At 62.5% G+C, this 24,111-nt stretch carries 25 protein-coding genes and 2 pseudogenes; 18 read left to right on the top strand and 9 right to left on the bottom strand.

What is annotated here, in order from left to right:
- The first annotated feature begins 64 nt into the window (after nucleotides 1–64).
- Nucleotides 65–478, top strand: coding sequence for a BA14K family protein (locus J2Y48_RS15020; RefSeq protein WP_310419516.1), 414 nt, complete (start codon nucleotides 65–67; stop codon nucleotides 476–478).
- Between the two features lie 87 nt (nucleotides 479–565).
- Here J2Y48_RS15020 and J2Y48_RS15015 read toward each other — a convergent pair whose 3' ends face one another.
- The 3 genes from J2Y48_RS15015 to J2Y48_RS15005 all read right to left on the bottom strand — a co-directional run bounded on the left by J2Y48_RS15015 (nucleotide 566) and on the right by J2Y48_RS15005 (nucleotide 2,122).
- Complete coding sequence (locus J2Y48_RS15015) at nucleotides 566–1,207, bottom strand: MBL fold metallo-hydrolase (RefSeq protein WP_310419823.1); 642 nt, start codon at nucleotides 1,205–1,207, stop codon at nucleotides 566–568.
- 115 nt (nucleotides 1,208–1,322) lie between these two features.
- Nucleotides 1,323–1,496: a hypothetical protein gene (locus J2Y48_RS15010; RefSeq protein ID WP_310419513.1), complete on the bottom strand. Its 174-nt coding sequence runs from the start codon at nucleotides 1,494–1,496 to the stop codon at nucleotides 1,323–1,325.
- 125 nt (nucleotides 1,497–1,621) lie between these two features.
- A complete protein-coding gene (locus tag J2Y48_RS15005) occupies nucleotides 1,622–2,122 on the bottom strand; it encodes an Lrp/AsnC family transcriptional regulator (protein WP_310419821.1) in 501 nt (166 codons plus the stop codon).
- A 92-nt stretch (nucleotides 2,123–2,214) separates the two neighbouring features.
- Between J2Y48_RS15005 and hppD the strand changes: the two genes are divergently transcribed.
- Nucleotides 2,215–3,324: a 4-hydroxyphenylpyruvate dioxygenase gene (hppD, locus tag J2Y48_RS15000; RefSeq protein ID WP_310419509.1), complete on the top strand. Its 1,110-nt coding sequence runs from the start codon at nucleotides 2,215–2,217 to the stop codon at nucleotides 3,322–3,324.
- 258 nt (nucleotides 3,325–3,582) lie between these two features.
- Nucleotides 3,583–3,852, top strand: a complete 270-nt coding sequence (locus tag J2Y48_RS14995; RefSeq protein ID WP_310419506.1) for a hypothetical protein — start codon at nucleotides 3,583–3,585, stop codon at nucleotides 3,850–3,852.
- 64 nt (nucleotides 3,853–3,916) lie between these two features.
- Here the strand turns inward: J2Y48_RS14995 and J2Y48_RS14990 are convergent, their stop codons facing one another.
- The gene (locus J2Y48_RS14990) at nucleotides 3,917–4,804 is read right to left on the bottom strand and encodes a branched-chain amino acid aminotransferase (RefSeq protein WP_310419504.1); all 888 of its coding nucleotides are present in this window, start codon (nucleotides 4,802–4,804) and stop codon (nucleotides 3,917–3,919) included.
- Nucleotides 4,805–5,111: 307 nt separating this feature from the next.
- On the opposite strand from J2Y48_RS14990, the gene J2Y48_RS14985 reads away from it, so the two are divergent.
- The 3 genes from J2Y48_RS14985 to J2Y48_RS14975 all read left to right on the top strand — a co-directional run bounded on the left by J2Y48_RS14985 (nucleotide 5,112) and on the right by J2Y48_RS14975 (nucleotide 7,726).
- Nucleotides 5,112–5,546, top strand: a complete 435-nt coding sequence (locus J2Y48_RS14985) for a MarR family transcriptional regulator (RefSeq protein ID WP_310419501.1) — start codon at nucleotides 5,112–5,114, stop codon at nucleotides 5,544–5,546.
- 26 nt (nucleotides 5,547–5,572) lie between these two features.
- On the top strand, nucleotides 5,573–6,274 hold the full coding sequence (locus J2Y48_RS14980) for a response regulator transcription factor (RefSeq protein ID WP_310419498.1): 702 nt from the start codon (nucleotides 5,573–5,575) through the stop codon (nucleotides 6,272–6,274).
- Nucleotides 6,275–6,340: 66 nt separating this feature from the next.
- Nucleotides 6,341–7,726: an ATP-binding protein gene (locus tag J2Y48_RS14975; RefSeq protein WP_310419495.1), complete on the top strand. Its 1,386-nt coding sequence runs from the start codon at nucleotides 6,341–6,343 to the stop codon at nucleotides 7,724–7,726.
- A gap of 110 nt (nucleotides 7,727–7,836) precedes the next feature.
- Here J2Y48_RS14975 and J2Y48_RS14970 read toward each other — a convergent pair whose 3' ends face one another.
- From J2Y48_RS14970 to J2Y48_RS14955, 4 genes are all read right to left on the bottom strand, one after another.
- Complete coding sequence (locus J2Y48_RS14970) at nucleotides 7,837–8,178, bottom strand: tRNA-binding protein (RefSeq protein WP_310419492.1); 342 nt, start codon at nucleotides 8,176–8,178, stop codon at nucleotides 7,837–7,839.
- 137 nt (nucleotides 8,179–8,315) lie between these two features.
- Nucleotides 8,316–9,134: a pyrroline-5-carboxylate reductase gene (proC, locus tag J2Y48_RS14965; protein ID WP_310419490.1), complete on the bottom strand. Its 819-nt coding sequence runs from the start codon at nucleotides 9,132–9,134 to the stop codon at nucleotides 8,316–8,318.
- A 2-nt stretch (nucleotides 9,135–9,136) separates the two neighbouring features.
- A complete protein-coding gene (locus tag J2Y48_RS14960; RefSeq protein WP_310419487.1) occupies nucleotides 9,137–9,637 on the bottom strand; it encodes a YbjN domain-containing protein in 501 nt (166 codons plus the stop codon).
- Nucleotides 9,638–10,026: 389 nt separating this feature from the next.
- Nucleotides 10,027–10,287, bottom strand: a complete 261-nt coding sequence (locus J2Y48_RS14955; protein WP_310419484.1) for an accessory factor UbiK family protein — start codon at nucleotides 10,285–10,287, stop codon at nucleotides 10,027–10,029.
- A 204-nt stretch (nucleotides 10,288–10,491) separates the two neighbouring features.
- Here J2Y48_RS14955 and lgt point away from each other — a divergent pair, with 204 nt between their 5' ends.
- From lgt to pth, 12 genes and pseudogenes are all read left to right on the top strand, one after another.
- Nucleotides 10,492–11,334 carry a prolipoprotein diacylglyceryl transferase gene (gene lgt / locus J2Y48_RS14950; protein WP_310419481.1) on the top strand — a complete coding sequence of 281 codons (843 nt, stop codon included), beginning with the start codon at nucleotides 10,492–10,494 and terminating at the stop codon, nucleotides 11,332–11,334.
- 1 nt (nucleotide 11,335) lies between these two features.
- Complete coding sequence (locus tag J2Y48_RS14945) at nucleotides 11,336–12,436, top strand: class I SAM-dependent methyltransferase (RefSeq protein WP_310419478.1); 1,101 nt, start codon at nucleotides 11,336–11,338, stop codon at nucleotides 12,434–12,436.
- Between the two features lie 105 nt (nucleotides 12,437–12,541).
- Nucleotides 12,542–13,350, top strand: a pseudogene (gene pgeF / locus J2Y48_RS14940) (peptidoglycan editing factor PgeF).
- 9 nt (nucleotides 13,351–13,359) lie between these two features.
- Entirely contained in the window at nucleotides 13,360–14,511 is a 1,152-nt protein-coding gene (locus J2Y48_RS14935; protein ID WP_310419473.1) for a Xaa-Pro peptidase family protein, read from the top strand.
- A 115-nt stretch (nucleotides 14,512–14,626) separates the two neighbouring features.
- A complete protein-coding gene (locus J2Y48_RS14930; protein ID WP_310419471.1) occupies nucleotides 14,627–15,364 on the top strand; it encodes a hypothetical protein in 738 nt (245 codons plus the stop codon).
- A gap of 173 nt (nucleotides 15,365–15,537) precedes the next feature.
- Nucleotides 15,538–16,470: a ribose-phosphate pyrophosphokinase gene (locus tag J2Y48_RS14925; RefSeq protein WP_310419468.1), complete on the top strand. Its 933-nt coding sequence runs from the start codon at nucleotides 15,538–15,540 to the stop codon at nucleotides 16,468–16,470.
- A 250-nt stretch (nucleotides 16,471–16,720) separates the two neighbouring features.
- Nucleotides 16,721–17,281 (top strand): annotated as a pseudogene (locus J2Y48_RS14920) (Kazal-type serine protease inhibitor domain-containing protein); the annotation flags it as partial.
- A gap of 253 nt (nucleotides 17,282–17,534) precedes the next feature.
- Nucleotides 17,535–18,728 (top strand): benzoate/H(+) symporter BenE family transporter, encoded by a 1,194-nt coding sequence (locus J2Y48_RS14915; protein ID WP_310419465.1) that lies wholly within the window; start codon nucleotides 17,535–17,537, stop codon nucleotides 18,726–18,728.
- Nucleotides 18,729–18,919: 191 nt separating this feature from the next.
- Nucleotides 18,920–19,534 (top strand): 50S ribosomal protein L25/general stress protein Ctc, encoded by a 615-nt coding sequence (locus tag J2Y48_RS14910; RefSeq protein ID WP_310419462.1) that lies wholly within the window; start codon nucleotides 18,920–18,922, stop codon nucleotides 19,532–19,534.
- Between the two features lie 181 nt (nucleotides 19,535–19,715).
- On the top strand, nucleotides 19,716–22,100 hold the full coding sequence (locus J2Y48_RS14905) for a putative bifunctional diguanylate cyclase/phosphodiesterase (protein ID WP_405030237.1): 2,385 nt from the start codon (nucleotides 19,716–19,718) through the stop codon (nucleotides 22,098–22,100).
- A 29-nt stretch (nucleotides 22,101–22,129) separates the two neighbouring features.
- Nucleotides 22,130–22,876, top strand: coding sequence for a transporter substrate-binding domain-containing protein (locus J2Y48_RS14900; protein ID WP_310419455.1), 747 nt, complete (start codon nucleotides 22,130–22,132; stop codon nucleotides 22,874–22,876).
- A gap of 87 nt (nucleotides 22,877–22,963) precedes the next feature.
- The gene (gene pth / locus J2Y48_RS14895) at nucleotides 22,964–23,677 is read left to right on the top strand and encodes an aminoacyl-tRNA hydrolase (RefSeq protein WP_310419451.1); all 714 of its coding nucleotides are present in this window, start codon (nucleotides 22,964–22,966) and stop codon (nucleotides 23,675–23,677) included.
- 93 nt (nucleotides 23,678–23,770) lie between these two features.
- On the opposite strand, the gene clpS is transcribed toward pth, so the two are convergent.
- Entirely contained in the window at nucleotides 23,771–24,076 is a 306-nt protein-coding gene (gene clpS / locus J2Y48_RS14890) for an ATP-dependent Clp protease adapter ClpS (RefSeq protein ID WP_310419447.1), read from the bottom strand.
- Nucleotides 24,077–24,111 lie beyond the last annotated feature (35 nt).

Raw genomic sequence — 24,111 nt, 5'->3', positions numbered from 1 at the left:
CGGTCCCTAATAGACTCCTGATCATTGAACGGTTCGGCCTTGCCGACCAAATCGGGACCACACGATGAACAAATTCTTCAAGACGGCAGTGCTTGCCGCAGCAGTCACCGGAGCCACGCTGACCACCTCCGGACTGGCCGAGGCGCGCGACCGCCATCATCACCACAACAACAACGACGCAGCATGGGCGGCGGGCGCTGCCGGCCTCGTTACCGGCGTCATCGTCGGCGGCGCGATCGCCAATTCCGGGCCCGCCTACTACGACGACGGCTACTACGCGCCTCGTCGGGTTTATGTCGAGCCGGAATACCGTCCGGTGCGCCGCGTCTATCGCGCTCGTCCGGCCTATGTGGGCGCCTACGAGCCCTGGAGCGCGGGCTGGTATCGCTACTGCGGCGACACCTATCGCTCCTTCAACCCGAACACCGGCACCTTCCGCGGCTACGACGGTCTGGAGCACTTCTGCGTCGCTGGCTGAGGCGAAAGCTGACTGCATCGGCATCAAAGGCGGATGGGCACCCATCCGCCTTTTGCATTTTTCCAGATAGAATTGGCTGCCTGCCGATCAAATCCCGCGCAGGAACGGGTTCGTGAGGCGCTCCTCGCCGATCTTGCCGCCCGGGCCGTGACCGCAGATGAAGCCGACGTCGTCGCCCAAGGGCAGAACCTTGTCGCGGATCGAATCGAGCAGCACCCGCTCGTTGCCGCCGGGAAGGTCGGTGCGGCCGACCGATCCGCGAAACAGCACATCGCCGAGATGGGCGAACCTTTGGGCGCGGTTGAAATAGATCACGTGGCCCGGCGCATGACCCGGCGTGTGGTAGACCTCGAACTCGTGCTCGCCGAAGGCGACGCGGTCGCCGTCCTCGAGCCAGCGGTCGGGCACGACGTTCTGCACCTTCGTGGCGATGCCGAATTTCTCCGCCTGGGTCTCAATGCGCTGCAACAGCGGCAGATCGTCCTTATGTGGGCCGATGATCTCGAGTCCGAGCGCTTCCTTCAACTCCTTCGCCCCGCCGGCGTGATCGATGTGGCCATGGGTGAGCCAGATCGCCTTCAGCGTGATGCCGTTCTGCTTGACGACATCGAGGATCGTCTCGACGTCACCGCCCGGATCGACGATCACGCCCTCCTTGGTATCCATGTCGAAAAGGATGGTGCAGTTCTGCTGGAAGGGGGTTACGGGAATGATGCCCGCCTGAAGCATGCCCATGGTGTCCTCGCTGGGAAATGATCTCGCCCCGCATATAGAGGCTCGATGAGCCCGATGCCATGGTTCCTTGCAGGTCCGGCAGAATACTTCAATCCCAACCGAAAAGGCTCTAGCGCTGCGCGACCTCGTGATGGCCGGCTGACCAGCCGGCATGCGCGGAGGGTGTCGGGGTGACGGTCGACAGCAGGAGGGTAGCAACGGCGATGTTGGCTGCGACATAGGCGTAGACCACTGCGCGCAGGTGGGCGGCCACGTGTGCTTCGGCAGGCTTCCGATCGTCCATCGTAACGTCCTTTCGGCTCGTTGGTGTTATCGATTGCAGGCCTGCAACCTATAATGTCACCACGCGCCATTCTGTTCCGCGGGGAACTCGGGCGAGACCGGCGGACAATTCACCGGACCCAGGATCTAGACCGGGAGGGTCGTCGTCTCCTTCAAGGTATCCAGAACGATCGCCGTCTTCACGTGGGCGACGGACTCGTGCGGCAGAAGAACGTCGTTGACGAAGGCGGAGAGCGCCTTCAGGTTCGGCACCACCACCTTGATGATGTAGTCCATTTCCCCGGTCAGCGAGAACGCCTCCAGCACCTCCGGCAAGTTCGTGATCAGCCGGGCAAAGCGCTGGGCATTGTCGCGATTGTGCGTGGCAAGCGTCACGGTGACGATGATGACGATGCCGAGGTCGAGCTTCTCGCGATCGAGTTCGGCGCGGTAGGCACGGATGATCCCCTCCTCCTCCAGCCGCGCACGGCGCCTCGAGCATTGCGACGGCGACAGGTTGATGCGCTCGGAAAGCTCGTTGTTCGTCAGGCGCGCATCCTGTTGCAGAAGCGCCAGCAATTTACGGTCGAACGCGTCAAGATGCACGAATTCACCCTCATAACAGCAATTGATGCAAATATACGTCATCAAGACGCCCATGGCCATGCACTTTGCAAACATCATGCAGCGGCTCCGGCGCATACTTGCCTTCTGTCAAGACGCACGAGGAGGAGAACGCCATGGGACCTTTCCCGCATGATGCCCCACCGGCCGAGATCAACGCCGAAAACCCGGCCGGAACCGATGGGTTCGAGTTCGTGGAATTCGCCCATCCCGAGCCGGAGAAGCTTCAGGAACTGTTTGCCCGCATGGGCTACACGAACGTCGCCAGGCACCGCACGAAGGACATTTCCCTCTGGCGTCAGGGCGACATCAATTACATCCTGAACGCGGAAAAGGGCTCGTTTGCCGACCGCTTCGTCGACAAGCATGGCCCTTGCGCCCCGTCAATGGCCTGGCGGGTGGTCGATGCGCAGCACGCGCTGAAGCACGCCGTCGGCATGGGCGCCGAAGAATACAAGGGCAGCGACAAGTGTATCGACGCGCCGGCGATCGTCGGCATCGGCGGGTCTCTGCTCTACTTCATCGACCGATACGGCGCGAAGGGCTCGGCCTATGACGCCGAATTCGAGTGGCTCGGCGACCCCGACCCGAAACCGGCCGGCGTCGGCTTCTACTATCTCGACCACCTGACCCACAACGTCTTCCGCGGCAACATGGACAAGTGGTGGGCATTCTACCGGGAGCTCTTCAATTTCCGGCAGATCCATTTCTTCGACATCGCCGGCAAGATGAGCGGCCTCGTGTCCCGTGCCATCACCTCGCCCTGCGGCAAGATCCGCATTCCGCTGAACGAATCGACCGACGACAAAAGCCAGATCGAGGAATACCTGCGCAAGTACAATGGCGAAGGCATCCAGCACATCGCCGTCGGCACGGAGGCGATCTTCGACGCCACCGACCGGCTGGCGGAGAACGGCCTGAAGTTCATGCCCGGGCCGCCGGAGACCTATTACGCGAAATCGCACGAGCGGGTGCATGGCCACGAGGAGCCGATCGAGCGGCTGAAACAGCACGGCATCCTGATCGACGGCGAAGGCGTGGTGGACGGCGGCACGACGAAGATCCTGCTGCAGATCTTCTCCAAGACCGTGATCGGGCCGATCTTCTTCGAGTTTATCCAGCGCAAGGGCGACGAGGGCTTCGGCGAGGGCAACTTCAAGGCCCTGTTCGAATCGATCGAGGAAGACCAGATCCGCCGCGGCGTCTTCAACGACGCGGCGGAATAGGATGCATCCCTGGCTGCCTTCCAGCGGCAAGGACCCTGCGAAGCGGCCCGAATCCGGGCCGCTTTTGCGTTGAACCACCAGATCCGGTGGGCAACTTCCCGGTCAAATTGACAGTTGCCACATTTACAACCACCTTGGGCGCGCCGAGGGATTCGGCGCTGGTGAGTCGCCCGCGCTTCTGCCGGCCACGCCAGCTTCACGTGTCATCGCCGGAAGGCTCAAGGCGCGCTTCCGGCACGACCATACGGGGGAGTGTACATGGAAGCATTGACGCCACTCATCACTCAACTCATCAGCGGCGCGATCGGCGGCAACGCGGTCGGCGCCATGCTCAAGCAGCAGGCCACCAGCATGATTGTCCGCACGATCGTCGGCGCGATCGGCGGCGTCGGCGGTGGCCTTCTTCTGCAAGCGTTCGGCGGCGAGGCAGGCCTCTCCAATCTCGTTGCGAATGGTCTCGGCGGCCTGATCGGCGGCGGCGTGCTGCAGGCGATCGCCGGCATGGTGCTGGGTCGCAAATCGGCTTAACACCCGGAAAAGGCAGAGAAGGCGGCAAACGATCTCGCCGCCTTCTCATTTGTTCAGGGGTCGATCACTCCGCAGCTGCGGCGACCGGATAAACCTCTTTCATGTAGTCGTTCATCAGCGTCTCGCAGACGGTCGACGGCGTGAAGCGGTACGGGCCGACCTCGGAAACCGGCGTGACCTCCGCCGCCGAACCGGTCAGGAAGCATTCGATGAAGCTCGAGAGTTCTTCCGGCATGATCGCCCGCTCGACGACCTGGTAGCCGCGCCGCTTGGCGAGCTCGATCACGGTCTGGCGGGTGATGCCGTTGAGGAAGCAGTCGGGTGTGGGCGTATGGATGACGCCATCCTTGACGAAGAAGATGTTCGCCCCGGTCGCCTCGGCCACTTGGCCGCGATAGTCGAGCATCATTGCGTCGGCATAGCCCTTCGCCTCTGCGGCGTGCTTGGAAATCGTGCAGATCATGTAGAGGCCGGCGGCCTTCGATTCGCATGGTGCAGTCTTCGGGTCCGGCCGGCGATATTCGGCGATGTCGAGTCGGATGCCCTTCAGCTTTTCCGCCGGGTTGAAGTAGCTGCCCCACTGCCAGATGGCGATGGCGACATTGATGCGGTTGTTCTGCGCTGAAACGCCCATCATTTCCGACCCTCGCCAGGCGATCGGTCGGACGTAGGCTTCGGAGAAGCCCTGGCGTTTCAGAAGCTCGATGCTGGCGGCATCAAGTTCCTCGACGCTGTAGGGGATCTTGAAGCCAAGGACCTCGGCGGAGCGATGCAGACGGCGGTTGTGCTCGGTCAGCTTGAAAATCTGCCCGCCATAGGCGCGCTCACCCTCGAACACTGCGCTTGCATAGTGAAGGCCATGGGTCAGCACGTGGATCTTGGCGTCCTTCCAATCCACAAACTCGCCGTTGAACCAGATCTGGCCTTCCATTTGGTCAAAGGGAACCGCCATGGTGTTTTCCTCCTGCGCGAAGCGCCGTTCTTGATGTTGCTTGTTGCGCCCGATACGGTCTAACCAGAAACAGGCGTGAGACTGCCTTGCGCCGGTTGCGAAGGAACAGGCTACGTATACCGCCGCACAGCCTCCACTCGCGGCGACAAGGTGTGGACACACGGGTAACAAGGGCGTAAAAATATGTCAACAACACTGACTTATTTTTACCGATGTTGCGCGAAGCGCCTGCGCCAGGAAAGGAAATGACCGCGTGGGACGACAAACGCCCGAACGGAAGAACACGATCGAGTTCCATGACCAGCCGTTGACCGACGAGGGTGGGATCGACTTCGCGGTCATCGAGGGCTTCTTCTTTGCCTATCGCGACTTCATCTCCGACCCCGATGCGATCCTAGAGAAGAGCGGCTTCGGCCGGGCGCACCACCGGGTCGTGCACTTCGTCAACCGCGAGCCGGGCATGACGGTGGCCGATCTACTGGATACACTGAAGATTACCAAGCAAAGTCTGGCTCGGGTTTTGAAACAGCTGATCGACTCGGGCTATATTTGCCAGGTGGCAGGCCCCGAGGATCGCCGTCAGCGCCGGCTCTACCCGACCCGCAGCGGCCGCGAGCTGGCGCTGGCGCTCGCCGAGCCACAGCAGGAACGGATTGCACGCGCCTTCGAGGGGATGACCGCTGACGACCGCAATGCCGTGATGCGTTTTCTTGCCGGAATGCAGAACGCGCACAGAGATTGAAACGGAACAAGCAGGACTGGATCGCGATGACGACAGTTGAAAGACTCTCTGACGACGCCGCACATCTTCTGATCGTGGATGACGACAAACGCATCCGCGAACTCTTGAGCCGTTACCTGACCGGCGAAGGCTTCCGCGTGACGGTGGCCAGCGACGCCGACGAGGCGCGCCGCAAGCTGCAGGGGCTCGATTTCGACCTGATCATCATGGACCTGATGATGCCCGGCGAAAGCGGACTGCAACTGACCCAAAGCCTGCGCTCGATCCGCACCGTGCCGATCATCATGCTGACGGCGCTGACCGAGACCACCGCCCGCATCGAAGGGCTGGAGGCCGGCGCCGACGATTACCTCGCAAAACCGTTCGAACCGCGCGAACTGGTGCTGCGCATCAACAACATCCTCAAGCGCAACGCTCAACCGACGACGCCGAAGATCGAGCAAGTCATGTTCGGGCCATACACCTTCTCTATCGTTCGCAAGGAACTCAAGCGCGGTGGCGATCCGATCCGGCTGACCGATCGCGAACAGGAAATCATGCTGCTCTTTTCGCTGCGCGCGGGCGAGACGATCCCACGCCACGAACTGATCGGCGAGGAGACGGACGTGGGCGAGCGGACGATCGATGTCCAGATCAACCGCCTGCGGCGCAAGATCGAGGATGACCCGACCAATCCCATCTGGCTGCAGACGGTGCGCGGCATCGGATACCGGCTAAGCACCGACTAAGATATGGTGTCCAGAGACGCGCGGTGTTTTTGGACATGACGAAAGCTGAGCAAGCGCGATGCAGAAATGACGACACTCGAAACCCTCAAGCGTGATCTCGAACGAGCGCCATTGGCTGGCTGGCGGCGGTTCGCCAAATGGCTGCGCCGGCAATTGCCGACGGGACTGTACACTCGCTCGCTGCTGATCATCATCATTCCGATGGTGCTGCTGCAGTCGGTTGTCGCTTTCGTCTTCATGGAGCGGCACTGGCAGCTCGTCACGCAACGCCTGTCGATGGCGGTCACCCGCGATATCGCCGCCATCATTGACCTGATCGACACGTTCCCGAACGACAGCGATGATGCAGAAATCGTCCGGATCGCTCGCGAGCGGATGGACCTCAACATCGCCATCGAGAAGGGTGACGATCTGCCCCCGCCGCGGCCCAAGCCGTTCTTCAATATCCTCGACCAGATTCTCAGCGAGCAGATCACAAAGCAGATCAAGCGGCCGTTCTGGATCGACACGCTCGGCGACAGCAATCTCGTCGAGATCCGCATCCTGGTGGACAATGACCGGACGCTACGCGTCTATGCCCGGCGCAGTCACACCTATGCGTCGAACACCCATATCTTCCTGGTCTGGATGGTGGGCACCTCGCTGGTGCTGCTCACGATCTCGATCCTCTTCCTGCGCGGGCAGATCCGTCCGATCCTGACGCTGGCATCGGCTGCCGAGAGCTTCGGCAAAGGACAGAAGATGCCCGAGGATTTTGCCCCGCGCGGGGCCGACGAGGTCCGGCGCGCCGGCCTTGCCTTCATGCTGATGCGCGAACGCATCGAGCGCCAGATGGAGCAACGCACCGCAATGCTGACGGGAGTCAGCCATGACCTGCGCACCATCCTCACCCGTTTCAAGCTACAACTCGCGCTGGCCGGCAAGAATTCCGATCTGGACGGCCTGAACAAGGACGTCGAGGACATGCAGTGCATGCTTGAAGGCTATCTCTCCTTCGCCCGTGGCGAGGCCGAGGAGGATGTGGGACAGTTGAACCTCAGCGATCTGTTCGACAAGTTCGGGTTGGAGGCGGAGCTTCATGACAAGCAGCTGACGAGTGAAATCGACGGCGCGGACGAGGTCATGGTGCGGCCGCACGCGTTCTCGCGTCTGCTGGGCAACATCGTTTCGAACGCGCTGCGCTATGCCAACAAGGTGCATCTCCATGCCCGCCACAATGCCAAATGGCTGACGATCGTGGTGGACGACGATGGGCCGGGCATCCCGGAACGTTCGCGCGATGACGTGTTTAAGCCCTTCTTCCGCCTCGATGAAGCGCGCAATCTCGATTCCTCCGGCACCGGCCTCGGCCTCGCCATCGCCCGCGACATCGCCCGTAGCCACGGCGGCAACGTGACCCTGTCGGACAGTCCCTTTGGCGGCTTGAGGGCGACGGTGCGGATTCCCGTCTGAACTGCGACTATGGGCTGATCAGATCGCGGCACGCGTTTGGAAAGTGATCGCCGGCCGCGTCGTGGTGATGCCGTTGTCGTGGACCGGACGCAGCGATCACACAACGAAATTCAATGCAGCCTTGCCCCGTTCGGAACCGGGCGTTCTGTCGCAGCCAGCACGACGGCGCCGGCCTTGTCGGCAAAGCCGAGCGTCAGCACCTCGGAGCGCACCGGGCCGATCTGCCGCGGCGGGAAGTTGACGACGGCCAGCACCTGGCGGCCGACCAGTTGCTCGGGCGCATAGTGGACAGTGATCTGCGCGGACGATTTCTTCACGCCGATCTCCGGCCCAAAGTCGATCAGGAGCTTGTAGGCTGGCTTGCGCGCTTCCGGAAATTCGGCCGCCTCGACGATCGTGCCGACGCGGATATCGACCCGTTCAAAATCGGCATAGGAAATGGTTTCGGACATCTAGGACTCCCAGGAATTCTAACGACAGGTCAGCTGCCGCGCCTGCCGGCGCGCAGCTTAGTAAAACGAGGCAGGGACCGTCCGAAGACGCAACCACCGCGCTGTCTTTGCTGTTTCGGAAATGCGCAAGCGCGTCTTCAGCCGGCAAGTTCCTCGGCCCGCTTGCGGGCGGCGGCAATGGCGCGGTCGAAGATCGGCTGAATACCGTCGTCGGCCATCAGGACCGACAGCGCAGCCGCCGTGGTCCCACCCGGCGACGTGACGTTCTGGCGAAGCTTCGCGGCGTCGTCGGGGGACTGGTGAAGCAGTTCACCAGCCCCCGAGACGGTTTCCCGCGCAAGACGCATGGCGAGGTCCGCCGGCAGGCCGAGCTTGCGGCCTGCCTCTGCCATGCACTCCACGAGATAGAAGACATAGGCCGGACCGCTGCCGGAGACAGCGGTGACGGCATCGATTTCGGCTTCGCTCGACACCCACTCGACCGGGCCGCTGACCTTCAAAAGCGCATGCACCTGGTCGCGCTTGGCGGCGCTGACGCCGTCATTGGCAAAGGCGCCGGTGACGCCGCGGCCGACCATCGCCGGTGTGTTCGGCATCGCGCGGACCATGGCCGCCTGTCCGAGATGAGCCTCGAGATTGGCCAGCGTCTTGCCGGCCGCGACCGAGACGACGACGGTCTCGGGACCGACCAGGCCCTTCAAAGGAGGCAGAACGATATCCATGAGCTGCGGCTTGACCGCGATGAACAGAATACCCGCCGTGACATCCGCGGGGGCTGCCGTCTCGTGGCGCGCGCCATTGTCGGCAATCAGCTTCAGCATGGCCGGCGATGGGCCGGGATCGAGAACAAGAACCGAGGAGCCTGGGATGCCGCTCTTCAGCCAGCCGGCGAGCATCGCGCCCCCCATGTTGCCGGCTCCGACCAGTACGATGGGCCCCACAGATTCAACGCTCATGGCTACGCTTCTCCAACCGTCTCGAACATGACCGCTTCGACCGCGGCCTGCGCCTCCATACCCGACCAGACGACGAACTGGAAAGCCTGAAAATAGGCCTCGCAGGTGTCAAGCGCGCTCGAGAGCAGGACTTCGACCTGCCGGTTCGTCGGCTCGGCGCCGCCGGCGAGCAGCAGCGACTGGCGGAAAATCACCACGTCCTCGTGCCGCCAGAGGTCGAAGTGCCCCATGAGGACCTGACCGTTGACGTGCGACAGCAACCGGATGACTTCATTGACACGGCTTTCGGGCACCTTGATGTCGAAGGCGCAGGCGAGATGAAGCGCTTCGAACTCCTCCATCCAGGAGAAGGAAACATGATAGTCGGCCCACCTGCCCTCGACCGTCATGGCGATTTCGTCTTCGCCGGAGCGCTCGAACGACCAGTCGTTGTTCGCCGCGACGAACTCGATCATGTCGACCGGGTTCGACTGGCGTGCGATTTCCAATTCCATCAGGCTCATGCGGCACCCTCTAGACCGGGAGACGCGCGTCGTCGCGATCACGCACGACACGAACGCAGCAACCTACCCGGAAACAACACTGAACGATTGCGCGACTACGCCAGTAACCTGACTTACTAACCCTGCCCCAAGCTGGCGTCGCCGTCTCGAATCATCATTTAAAATCAGTCTATAATGGTAGAGTCCCGACACCAGCCCCCACGCGGCTATTTTGTCGCTCACGTTGTGGACAGACGTTGTCAAAATGATTCAGCCCGGCACCTTAACCGACTCTGCGATAAGGCTTTTTTAACGATGTCCACAGGGGCGAAAAAACGCCAAAAAAAGAGGCCGGCGCGAAGCAGATCGCGTCGGCCTCACGTAACGGAAGCGAAGGTGTCGGAAGCGGGTTATTTCTTGGCCGAAGCCAGTTTTTCCTCCAGCGCCTCGATGCGCTTGAGGAGCGCTTCGTTCTCGTCGCGCGCCTTCACGGCCATTTCCCGGACAGCCTCGAACTCGTCCCGCTTGACGAGATCCATCCCGTTCAGGAAACGCTCGGCCTGGGCATGGAAGACCGTCTCCATCTCCTTGCGCACACCCTGCGCCGCACCGGCGGCGTCGGTCATCAATTTGGCGAAATCGTCGAGAATTCGACTGGTTCCGGTTGCCATGGTCCGGCCCTCCTCGGCTTGCAGATCTATGCTGGCGGCCCATGCCGCGTCGTGTTTCTGAGGTAGGGGGTCAATCCTTGCGATGCAAGCGGAATCGCATCCGCCCCCGTCCAAACCGCCGGCAGGACTGGCGAAACCGCAAAACCGCTTGACCATCCCATGGCCGGACGCCATCTTCCGGCCAAGCCAACCGGACCCGAACCCTTGATCCCAGCTGCCGAACTCCTCGCCGTGATGGCCTTCCCGAATATCGACCCCGTCGCATTTTCGGTCGGTCCCCTTGCCGTCCATTGGTACGGCCTCGCCTATGTGACGGGCATCCTGCTCGGATGGTTCTATGCTCGCAGGCTGGTCACGCGCGCCGATCTCTGGGCGAAGGACTCGCCGATGACGGTTGCCCAACTTGACGACTTCCTCGTCTGGGCAGCGCTCGGCATCGTGCTGGGTGGTCGCATCGGCTATATTCTCTTCTACGATTTTGCAGCGATCGCGGACAATCCGCTGCGCGCAATCGAGATCTGGAACGGCGGCATGTCGTTCCACGGCGGCCTCACCGGAACGGCCATCGCCATCGTCCTGTTTGCACGCAAGCACAAGATAGCAATCTGGAGCCTGTTCGACGTCGTTGCTGCCGTCGCCCCCATTGGGCTTTTCTTCGGCCGCACCGCCAACTTCGTCAACGGCGAACTCTGGGGCAAGCTGTCCGGCGCCCCATGGGCCTTCGTGTTCCCGAACGCCGGCCCCTTCGCACGCCATCCGAGCCAGCTTTACGAGGCCGGTCTGGAAGGGCTCGTCCTCCTGTCCGTGCTCGCCGTCGCCGTCTACGGGTTCAAGGCACTGAAGCGGCCCGGCTTTGTCACCGGCCTGTTCGTCGCTGGCTACGCGCTCTGCCGCATCTTCGTGGAATTCTTCCGCGAGCCCGACGCCCAGATCGGCTATCTCTTCGGCGGCTGGCTGACGATGGGCATGCTGCTGTCGCTGCCGATGCTTGCGCTCGGCCTTTGGGCCATGCTGCGCGCCCGGCAGGTCGCCGTCCACGAGGGCTGACATGTCGACACCGCTTGCCCGTAAGATCAAGGCGCTGATCCACACCAACGGGCCGATCAGCGTCACCGACTATTTCTCGCTCTGCCTCGCCGATCCCGAGCATGGCTACTACCGGACGCGCGAACCCTTCGGACGCGAGGGCGATTTTGTCACAGCGCCTGAGGTCAGCCAGCTTTTCGGCGAGATGCTCGGCGTCTTCATGGTGCACGCCTGGCAGAAGCACGGCATGCCGAATGGCGTGCGCTTCGCCGAAATCGGTCCCGGCCGCGGCACGATGATGGCCGACATGCTGCGCGTCGTCGCCAGGCTCGCCCCCGCCCTCTACGACAGCGCCAGCTTCCACCTGATCGAAACGAGCGAGCGGTTGCGCGCCGTGCAGAGACAGACGCTGGGCACACATGCCGAACGGATCAGTTGGCACGACAGCTTCGACCAACTGCCCGTCGGGCCGCTGCTTCTTGCGGCAAACGAACTGTTCGACGCCATCCCGATCCGCCAGTTCGTCCGGACGCAGAATGGATTTCGCGAACGCATGGTCGGCCTCGACGCCGATGGCGAGCTTGCCTTTGCCGCAGGCATCGCCGGCATCGATCCGGCACTGCTGCCGGAGGGCTACAAGAGCCAGCCCGTCGGAGCAATCTTCGAGTTTGCACCAGCCCGCGAGGCGGCGATGACGGCCATCAGTGAGCGGCTGAGCGATCACGGCGGCACGGCGCTGGTCATCGATTACGGACACGTCGTCAGCGGCTTCGGTGACACGCTGCAGGCGGTTCTACGCCACGCCTTTGACCCTCCCCTCGCCCATCCAGGCGAGGCGGACCTGACCAGCCATGTGGACTTCGAACGGCTCGCCACGGTGGCTCGCGAGGCGGGCCTGCACATCCACGGTCCTCAACCCCAGGGCGATTTTCTGATGGGGCTCGGCCTGGCCGAACGGGCCTCGGCGCTCGGTCGGGGACGGGACGAAAGCCTGCAAAGCCAGATCATCGCCGACGTCGAGCGGCTGGCAGGTTCGGGCGCCGGAAACATGGGCGACCTGTTCAAGGTTCTTGCCGTCACCAGCGCCGACGAGCCGCTCGCCCCGTTCCGCCGGACGGATTGACAGCCCCAATCGCGGCGGTCAACATCGCCGCGATCCGAATCGGACACCCGCATTGTCCGCAGCCCACCGAAGCGCCGGCAGCCTATTTCAGGGTGCTTCGAAGCGATGAAGGATGATGCCCTGTGCTTTCCCCCGTCCAGAGCCCGTTGATCGCCCGCTCCACCGGCAGTTCCGTTCTGCACGGCTTTTTCACACGCCATGGCGGCGTCTCCGAGGGCATCTATGCGGGCCTCAATGTCGGCCTCGGCTCCAATGACGACCGGGAACGCGTGATCGAAAATCGCACCCGTGTCGGTCAATGGTTCAGAGCATCCCCTGACCGACTGGCAACCGTCCACCAGGTCCATTCGCCGGACGTCTTCACCGTCGACGGCAGCTATGCCGGCGAGCGGCCCACCGCCGACGCACTCGTCACGGCGACACCCGGCCTGGTCCTCGGCGTCTTGACCGCCGATTGCGGGCCGGTGCTTTTCGCCGACCCGACAGCCGGCGTCATCGGCGCGGCCCACGCCGGCTGGAAAGGCGCCCTCACCGGCGTTCTGGAAAACACGGTCGCCGCAATGGAGACGCTGGGCGCGTCCCGCAGGCACATCGTCGCCGGCCTGGGGCCATCGATCAGCTGTCACCACTACGAAGTCGGTCCCGAATTCGTCGAGCGCTTCCTTGGAACAAACCCCACCTATGCGGATTTCTTTTCCCCGTCCCAGCGGCAGGGTCACGCCATGTTCGACCTGCCGGGTTTGACGCTGAAAAGGCTTGCCGAGGCCGGCATCGAGGCCGAGAATCTCGACATTTGCACCTACCCGGCCGAAGCGGACTATTTTTCCTATCGGCGAACAGTGCATCGCAAGGAGCCGGACTACGGGCGGCAGATCTCGGCGATCATGTTACGATCGGATCGAGAACAGGACTAGGAGCAAAGCATGGCACTGCAATTCGACAGCGAGGAATATGCCAACAGGCTGCAACGTCTGACCGCCAGGATGCGCGACGAAAAGCTCGACGCCATGCTGCTCTTCGCCCAGGAAAGCATGTACTGGCTGACGGGTTACGACACCTTTGGCTACTGCTTCTTCCAGACGCTGATCGTGAAGGCCGACGGCGATATGGTGCTGCTGACCCGCTCCGCCGACCTGCGGCAGGCTCGCCAGACGTCCAACATCGCCAAGATCGAGATCTGGGTCGACCGCGCGAATGCCGACCCGGCAATGGATTTGAAAAACCTGCTGTCCGACTTGGACTTGCTGGGATGCCGGATCGGCGTCGAGTACGACACGCATGGATTGACCGGCAGGAATGCCCGGCTCCTGGACAACCAGTTGCAGAGCTTCGGCGAACTGGTCGACGCCTCGCGGCTGGTCAGTCGCCTGCGGCTGGTCAAGAGCCCGGCGGAACTGGCCCATGTCGAGAAGGCCGCTTCACTTGCTGACGACGCGCTGGACGCCGCGCTGCCGCTGATCGGCCCCGGCGCCGACGAGGCAGCGATCCTCGCGGCGATGCAGGGCGCGGTGCTCGCCGGCGGCGGCGACTATCCAGCAAACGAGTTCATCATCGGCTCGGGAATCGACGCACTGCTGTGCCGCTACAAGTCCGGCCGGAGAAAGCTCGACGCAAACGACCAGCTCACCCTCGAATGGGCGGGCGTCAGCGCACATTACCACGCCGCGATGATGCGCACCGTCATCATCGGCGAACCGACCAATCGCCACCGCGAGCTCTACGGTGCCTGCCGCGACACGATACAGGCCATCGAAACGGTCCTGCGTCCCGGAAACACCTTCGGCACGGTGTTCGACACCCATGCAAGAATCATGGACGAGCGCGGTCTCGCCCGCCATCGCCTGAATGCCTGCGGCTATTCGCTCGGCGCCCGTTTCTCGCCCTCATGGATGGAACACCAGATGTTCCACGTCGGCAATCCACAGGAAATTCTACCTGACATGTCGCTGTTCGTGCACATGATCATCATGGACTCCGACAGCGGCACCGCAATGACACTGGGGCAGACCTATTTGACGACCACCGACGAACCGAAGGCCTTGTCGCGCTACGGCCTCGATTTCATCAACGTTTAAACAGGTGATTGCGCGCCTCCAAGATCCTGCGATTGACACGCCGCATTACGGCAAAGCATAAATTTGCTCGGGTATGAAGGAACAACGCAACCTCCGGCACAGCGGACGGAAACGGATGTATCATCTGAAGCCATGGCTGGCTCTCGCCAGCCTACTCCTGGCGCTCGCGGGCTGCAACAGCACGGATGCGCTGACCCCACAGGTCGATGTCGGCAGCGGTTCCCCCCAGTCCTCGCCCGTCACTCAACGCGATCTCGACCAGGTGAGCGCTTATAATCAGCCCGTGGGCAGCGCGCAGGCGAATGCGATGGCCGGCCATCCGGCATCGGCCGGCACGCTGGAGGCGCAGGCCGACGCGCTGACCCATAACCAGACCAATCCCGTCGCGAGCGGCGAAGGCGGGATGGTCGTGGGCGGGTCTCAGGCCGACCACACATCGTCGCCGGCGCCGCAGGCACAGACCGCCGCCCTGACGCCCGCCACCGATGGCGAGAGCGTCCGGTTTTTGCCGATCATCGGCGCACCGGTTGAGTCTGTGACCCCGCTGTCCAGGCAACTCGGGGCGCAGGCCCGCGCCAACGGCCTGACGATCAAGAGTTCCTCCGACAACACCAGCCGGTACATCCTGAAGGGCTATTTCTCCGCCATGCAGGATGGTAACAAGACGACCGTCGTTTACGTCTGGGACGTACTGGACAGCTCGGGCGGCCGCCTCCATCGCATCCAGGGCCAGGACAGTGTCAATGCGACCGCGTCCGATCCGTGGCGTGCCGTGCCGGCAGGCACCATGGAAGCGATCGCTCAACGAACGATCGAGGAGTACATGAGCTGGCGTAAACAGGCGGGTGGTTAGGGGCATCGAGCGTAACCAGTGGTGGTCCCGAACCGCCCCTCGCCAACCATCTTGCCTATTGCGCCCGCGAAAGATTGGAAAAACCGTGCGGCACGGGACTTGCATTCACGCTCGGGAACGCTAAAAGGCAGCCCATCAGCATTCTCGTAGGCCATCACACAGGCGGACCATAGATGAAGGTTTTCGCGGGCAACTCGAACCGGCTGCTGGCCGAAGCGATCTGCAACTATCTCAATGTTCCCCTGGGCCGCGCCACCGTGCGCCGCTTCGCCGACCAGGAGATCTTCGTAGAGATCCAGGAGAACGTGCGCGGCGAGGACGTATTCGTCGTCCAGTCGACCTCGTTTCCGACGAACGACCACCTGATGGAACTCCTGATCATGATCGATGCGATGCGGCGCTCTTCCGCCCGGCGCATCACGGCCGTGATCCCCTACTTCGGCTATGCCCGCCAGGACCGCAAGCCCGGTCCGCGCACGCCGATCTCCGCGAAGCTCGTCGCCAACCTGATCACCGAAGCCGGCGCCGATCGCGTTCTGACGCTCGACCTGCACGCCGGCCAGATCCAGGGCTTCTTCGACATCCCGACCGACAACCTCTACGCCGTGCCGATCCTGGCGCGTGACGTGAAGGAGAACTACGACCAGAAGAACGTGATGGTCGTTTCCCCCGACGTCGGCGGCGTGGTGCGCGCCCGCGCGCTTGCCAAGCGGCTCGACTGTCTGCTCGCGATCGTCGACAAGCGCCGCGACCGCCCCGGTGAGTCCGAAGTGATGAACGTCATTGGTGATGTCTCCGGCAAGGACTGCATCCTGATCGACGACATCGTCGATTCCGGCGGCACGCTCTGCAACGCGGCCGAGGCGCTGCTGAAGAACGGGGCGATCAGCGTCACCGCCTATATCACCCACGGGGTTCTCTCCGGCGGTGCCGTCGCCCGCGTCACCTCGTCGAAGCTGAAGGAACTGGTGATCACCGACTCCATTCAGCCGACGACGGCCGTTCAGTCCGCGCACAACATCCGCGTTCTGACGACGGCGAACCTGCTGGGCGAAGCGATCAACCGCACGGCCGCCGAAGAATCCGTTTCCAGCCTCTTCGACTGAGCAACGCTAATACCGCACCGATCGTGCCACGGCAGTCCAGAACAAATGGGCTGCCGTTTTGCATTGGCGAAATGCACCCGCTCCCCCTCCGCACCGAGGCAAGCAAAACGCACGCCATCGGTCTACCCCAATTGTTGCCATTGATCCGACCGATGGATCGCTATAGGTGCAACCACGGCGGTGCGTTGATCAGTCAGACGCCACCACACCAGGCACCGAACAATATGACGCAGGAGGACGAGCTATGCTGATGGGACACCGAATTTCCAGGTTCGTCGCGAAGGTGCCCGGCTTGCTGCGCAAGCCGCGCACGTGTGCGGCGCTTCTCCTGCTGCCGCTGATCGCTGCCTGTACTGTGGAATCCTCCCCCGGTTATGTCGGCAGCGGGCGACCGGTGTCGCGACCACCTGTCTGCACGATGGAGTACGCCCCTGTCTGTGGTGAGCGCGGCGGACGTCTCCAGACCTTTGCCAACGCCTGCGAGGCGCGCAGCCGGGGCTTTGATATCGCCCATCGTGGCCAATGCCAACGGGAACCGATCCCGGACCGCGCCTGCACGCGGGAATATGATCCGGTCTGCGCCGAGCGCGGTGGACGCCGACAGACCTTCGCCAACGCCTGCACGGCGAGAAGCGACGGTTTTCGCGTCGTCAGCCGCGGCGAGTGCAGGCGGGAGCCGGCGCCAGACCGCGCTTGCACGATGGAATATGATCCGGTCTGTGCCGAACGCGGCGGACGCCAGCAAACCTTCGCCAACGCCTGCACGGCCAGGAACGACGGTTTTCGAGTTGTCAGCCGCGGCGAATGCAGGCGAGAACCGGTACGGGACCGCGCCTGCACGCGCGAATTTGCACCCGTCTGCGCAGAGCGGAGCGGCACGCGACGCACCTTTGCGAACGCTTGCGAGGCTCGGACGGCGGACTTTCGGATCGTACGCCAAGGCGAATGCCGCCGCTGACGGTGCCGTTGGCCGCTTGAAGGCGGCGGCGCGGGCGGGGTAGTTTCGCTTCCGCACGAAGTTGTGCTAGTACCGCGGTTCCCGTCCACAACGCCCGCCTCACGCCATGCTACGCGACTTCTCCGCACAAGCGCTCTTCATGGGCCTGCTGACCGCTTTCGTCGGCTTCGCCAGTTCCTTTGCCGTGGTACTGCATGGCCTCACCGGCGTCGGCGCAAGCGAGGCGCAGGCGGCCTCGGGCCTGATGGCGCTGTCGATCTCCATGGGCCTGTGCGCAATCGTGCTCAGCCTATGGACCCGGCTGCCGGTCTCGATCGCCTGGTCGACGCCGGGGGCGGCGCTGCTCGCCAGCTCGGGTGCGGTCGAAGGCGGCTTTTCCGCCGCCGTCGGCGGTTTTCTCGTTTGTGCGGCACTGATCGTCGTCGCGGGCCTGTGGAAGCCACTCGGCCGCATGGTTGCGGCCATCCCCGCCACACTCGCCAACGCGATGCTCGCCGGCGTCCTGCTCGGCCTCTGCTTCGCCCCGGTCAAGGCGGTCGCGTTCAATCCCCTCCTCGGCCTGCCGATCGTTGCAGCCTGGGTCGTCGTTGGCGCGGTCAACCGTCTCTATGCGGTCCCGGCGGCGCTCGTCGCTTTCGTGCTGGTGCTGGCCTTTGGCGTCGACATTCCGGATGGCGCCTTGCATGAGATCGCCCGCAACCTTTTGCCAAGCCCTGAATTCGTCGCTCCGGACTTCAACCTGGCCGGTCTCGTCAGCATTGCGCTGCCGCTATTCATCGTCACCATGGCCTCACAGAACATCCCCGGCATCGCCGTGCTGAAGGTCAACCACTACGAACCGACGCCCGGGCCGCTGTTTGCCGTCACCGGCCTCTTTTCGATCCTGAGCGCCCCCTTCGGCGGCCATGCTGTCAATCTCGCCGCGATCACCGCGGCGATGTGCGCGGGTGAGGATGCCCACCCCGACCCGCGCCGCCGCTATTGGGCGGCGGTCAATGCCGGCATGTTCTATATTGTTTTCGGACTGTTGGCTGGCGCCGTGACAGCCTTTGTCAGCCTCGCCCCACCGATCCTCATCCAGGCCGTCGCCGGTCTCGCGCTGATCAATGCCCTCGCCGGCTCGGCGATGAACGCCTTCAAGGAGCCGGAGACGCGTGAAGCGGCCGCTCTCACCTTCCTGACGACCGCCTCGGGCGTCAGCTTCGGTGGTATTTCGGGCGCCTTCTGGGGCCTCGTTGCCGGCGGTCTGATGCTCGGATTGAACCGCCTCGTCGTCGCTCGCCGGGCACGCAAGGTGTAACGCTGCCGCAGGGCGCTCTGCCCCGGCAGACCCTTGCATTTTCCGGCATTCTCCGCTAAGCGACCCCGTCCGCGCAGACACCCTTGGAGGCAACGCGGATGAGGTTTCCATCAGGATCCTCAAGTTTCTGTCGGCCGGAGCGGAAGCTGCGACCGGCGAGACTCTCCAGTAACACTTGAAAGGTCAATGCTATGAGCAACGCATCCTACGAGCTCAAGGCCCAGACGCGCGAACGGGTTGGTAAGGGGTCCTCCCGCGAACTTCGCCGCAACGGTCTTATCCCGGCTGTCATCTATGGTGACAAGAAGGCCCCGCTTTCGATCGCCCTGTCGACGAAGGAAGTCACCCAGCGCATCCACGCCGGCGGCTTCATGACGACGGTCGCGACGATCGACGTCAACGGCGAGAAGATCTCCGTCCTGCCGAAGGAATACCAGCTCGATCCGGTCCGCGACTTCACGATGCACGTCGACTTCCTGCGCGTGTCGGCCGACAGCAAGGTCACCGTCCAGGTTCCGGTCCACTTCATCAACGAAGAGAAGTCCCCGGGCATCAAGATCGGCGGCATGCTGAACATCGTTCGCCACGAAATCGAACTCCACTGCCCGGCCAACGCCATTCCGGATGCCATCACCTTCGACCTCGACGGTCTGAAGATCGGCGACAGCATCCACATCTCGCATGTCAAGCTGCCGAAGGGCACGAGCCCGGTCATCGCCGACCGCGACTTCACCGTCGCGACCATCGTCGGCACGGCTGCTGCCAAGGAAGAGGAAGCGGCCGAAGGCGAAGCATCGGCCGAATAATCGGCGGAAATTGCCAGCTACATTCGGAATCCGCCTTCGGAAACGGAGGCGGATTTTTCGTGTTTGCACAGCCCCCCTTCAACAACATTTAAGGAATAAATGGAAAGCTGTTCTACCGATCGGGAGAAGGGCGCATCGTGCCGGCAATTGTGGAGAAAACCGTGGGGGCCACGGGATGAGGATGCACTCGGTGGAGAGCCGGTTCATCGCCATCGTTATCGGTGCGCTCCTCGTGTTCGTGGCGCCGCTTTTCTTTTTTTTCCTCGTCCTGTCGTCGGACCGCGTCGCGCGCGAAAGACTGAAGCACACCGAGGTGCTGATGCAGGCCAACGCCCAGGCGCTCGGCAAGCCGATCTGGGACTTCGACCTCGACAGCATTGCCCAGATCGTGGATACACTGAAGACCGGCGCCAACATAAACTACGTGCAGATCCGCGACACTTCTGGGCTGATCAACATCCGGGATCCCGAAGTCGAGCCGGCACGGGGCGCGATCCAGTCCATCGTGACCGCGGACATCCTTCATCGGACGAATGAGGGCATTCGCAAGGTGGGCACGGCGGAGATCGCGATTGCGCGGGACGGACCGTTTTCGCGGTTCTCCACGGACGAACTGGCTCTCTTCTCGATCTTCCTCTTCGCCGTCGGCACGCTCTTCACCGCAGCGATCATCGGCAACCGCATCACCATCATTCGGCCACTTATGCGCCTGACCGCCGCGATCGAAGCGACACGCAGGCTAGGCTCGCGCCATCACGTTGACTGGACGTCGAACGACGAAATGGGCCATCTCGCCCACAACTTCAACGAGATGCAGAGCAGGCTTGAGCAGGAAGAGAACGAGCTGAAGCTGGCGCACGCCCGCACCACCGAGATCTACAACAAGACGCCGGCAATGCTCTTTTCCACCAACCGGGACAATTCCATCACGGCGGTCAGCGACTATTGGCTCGTTGCCACCGGTTACAGCCGCGACGCAGTCATCGGCCATAGCTTCACCAAATTCGTGGATGCCGCCGATCACCTGATCTACCGCGACCGGCACCAGACTGGACCGAGCAGCAAGGGGATTTGCGAAGTGACGGTGCGCTTCCATCGTGCCGATGCAACGGTGATGGACGTGCTCGTGCTCGAGACCGGACTGGCGATGGTCGACGCCGGCGCCGAAACCACCCTGTCGGTGATGACGGACGTGACCGATCTGAAGGAGGCGGAAAGCCGTAACCTCCGTCAGGCGATCACCGATCATCTCACAGGCCTTCTCAACCGCCAGGGCTTCGAGTCCGTGCTCGGCGAACTGATCCACAAGGCCGAGACCGAGGACCAGAACCTTGCCTGCCTGTTTCTCGATCTGGATCGGTTCAAGTGGATCAACGACAATCTGGGTCACGCCGTCGGCGACGAAGTCCTATGCCAGGTGGCGAACCGGCTGCGCGACCAGTTGCGGTTCAACGACGTCGTGGCAAGGCTGGGCGGCGACGAATTCGCCGTCCTTCTGCTCTCCCCGGAAGCGGCACAGCTGGCCGTGGACGTTGGCAGCCGGCTGTGTACCGCATTGAAAGAGCCCATTTTCGTCAAGGGCAGTCGGCTGAACGTCAGCGCCAGCATCGGCATCGCAGTCTACCCGGATCACGCTGCGACAGCGGCGGACCTGCTCCAAAAGTCCGACATGGCGATGTACGCGCGAAAGCGCGGCGGCAAGAACGGAACGCAAGTGTACCACGACGACATCGTCGACATCGCCCGCCGACGCCTCGAAATCGAGCAACGCATCGAAGAGGGCCTCCGCGAGAATAGGTTCGATGCCTATCTCCAGCCGATTGTCAGCCTGAGTGACGGCCGTATCGCCGGATTTGAGGCGCTCATGCGCCTTTGCCACCCGCAGGATGGTATTCTCTCACCCAACGAGATCATCGGCGTGGCAGAGGAAAACGGGGCTATCGGAAAGATCGGTGACGTCATACTGGAAAAGGCGGTCCGCGATCTGGCGGCCATTTCGGCTATTGACGGAATGGCCAACAGCTATCTGGCGGTGAACTTCTCTCCCCTGCAGTTCGACGCAACCCTGCCGAACCGGCTCGCCGCACTCCTGCTGGGTTGCGGCGTGACACCATCGCGCATCGTTATCGAGATCACCGAAGCGGTGCTGATGCTCGACAATCCCGTGATACGCCAGACCCTGGACGCACTAACGGAATTGGGATGCAGGATTGCGCTGGATGACTTCGGTACGGGTTATTCCTCGATGAGTTACCTCAACCGCTTCCCGGTAGATATCGTGAAGGTCGATCAATCCTTTATTCGCTCGCTCGGTAGCGACCAGCAGAAGATCAGCGCAAAGAGCCGAACCCTGATCGAAGGCATCCGAATGATCTCGCATCAGATGGGATGCGTCGTCGTTGCCGAAGGGATCGAAACCGAAAACGAACGAAAGGCTCTCGAAGAGATGGGGATCGACCTCGGTCAAGGCTATCTCTTCAGCGAGCCGCTGCCATTCGCCGAGTTGATGCGGGCGCTGGAGAACATCTCGGAGCGAACACGAGGGAAACAATCCGCGGGCCGCTGATCATTTGCGAACGGAAATGGGAATTGGGAATGATGTCGATAAAAAAGCTTGCAGGCTCGTTGGCCCTCGCCGCTCTCTTGTCACAGCCCGTTAAGGCGGGCGACATCACGTTCGTCACCGAGGAGTATGCCCCTTTCAGTTATTCCGACAGTGGAACGATCAAGGGCGTCGCCGTCGAGCAGGTTCATCAGATTGCCGTGGCGGCCGGCCTCTCCTACCGGATCGAAATCATGCCGTGGGCGCGCGCGGTTGTCTTGGCGGAACGCCGCCAGGACCATTGCGTCTTCACGACCGGTCACAACCGGGCGCGCGACAAGAGGTTCCGCTGGGTCGAGCCGCTGCTGAAGGATCAGATGGTCATGGTGAGACGCAAGGGAAGCGATGTCGCGATCACGGCGCCGAGCGATATACACACGTTGCGGGTGGGTGCTCAACGCGGTGATTTCGCCGTGGAGGCACTTCAGGAGCATGGCTTTTCGAATATTGACCTTGCTGCAGACATATCGGTCTCGCTCGGCAAGCTGAAGAGTGGACGCATCGATCTGATGCCAACCTCCGTCAAGACCTATGAAATGATGCTGGAGGACGGACAGCCCATCGAAAAGGCGATGCTGCTCGATGGACAGATTTACGGCATCGCCTGCCACAGGGCCATGCCGCTGGACACCGTCGCGGCCATGCAAAAGGCGCTCGACGAACTGATCACCAGCGGCAAACAGGACGCAATTTTTGCAGCCTACGGCTTGCCGCCGGATGCGCGCGCCGCTGCGCGCTGATCGTCAGATCGGCAATAAGGGTTGACATCGCCCGCGATTGGCTGTGGGACAAACTAAAGAACACAAGCCACGACGCGAGCGCTTCCCATGCTGATCATCGCAGGCCTCGGCAATCCCGGACCGAAGTATGCCGCCAACCGCCACAACATCGGCTTCATGGCGGTCGACGCCATTCTCCGCAAGAACACCTTCTCGCCCTGGTCGAAGAAGTTCAAGGGGGAAATCTCCGAAGGCGAACTCGGCGGGGAGAAGGTGCTGCTGATCAAGCCGCAGACCTTCATGAACCTCTCCGGCGAATCCGTCGGCGAGGCGATGCGCTTCTACAAGCTTGCGCCGAAGGACATCGTCGCGATCTACGACGAACTCGACCTTGCCCCCGGCAAGGCGCGCATCAAGGTGGGCGGCGGCCATGGCGGCCACAACGGCGTGAAGTCGCTCGATGCCCATTGCGGCAAGGACTACCGACGCCTGCGGCTCGGCATCGGCCATCCGGGCGTCAAGGAACTGGTGCACAACCACGTTCTCGGCGACTTCGCCAAGGCGGATCACACCTGGCTCGATCCGCTGCTCGACGAACTGGGGCTCAATGCCGACATGCTGGTGCGGGGCGAGGATTCGCAGCTGATGAACAAGCTGGCGCTCGCCATCGGCGGCACGGCGGAAGACAAGCCGAAGGCTGAAAAGAAACCGGCCGGCCAGTCGCATATCCGCGCCGCCCGCAACCATGCCCAGCCGAAGGCGTTGCCGGCGAGTGGCCCGATGGCGGAGATGCTGAAGAAGCTGTTGGGCAAGGCAGATTAAATCTCGCCTAAACAGGCAAGGATCATAGCGTCTGACCGGGCGCTCAGGTTGCCTCTTCCGCAGGCAGACTGAGCAAGGCTGAGAACGACATTTCTACTCTTCCGGCTCGGTCGTGAACAGCAGCGGAAAACCCGCCTCCTTGGCCAGATCCACCGCCTCGGTGGCCTTGGTTTCGGCGATATCGCGGGCGCAGACCACCACGACACAGGTGCCCATCTTGTGGGCCGTCATCATGACACGGTAACCGGTCTCCTCCGTCATGCGGAAGACGGCGCGCAGGACGAGGATGACGAACTCACGCGGCGTGTAGTCATCGTTGATGAGAATGACCTTGTAGAGCCGCGGGCGCTGCAGCTTCGTCGCCGTTTTTGGGCTGACTGCGGTATCCTTGTTGCTCATCGGAGGGTCCTCTCCTGATGATCGGGCCGTCATTC

The sequence above is a fragment of the Mycoplana sp. BE70 genome, assembly GCF_031455855.1.
Lineage (GTDB): Bacteria > Pseudomonadota > Alphaproteobacteria > Rhizobiales > Rhizobiaceae > Mycoplana.
This window is presented reverse-complemented; position numbering and strand designations above follow the sequence as displayed.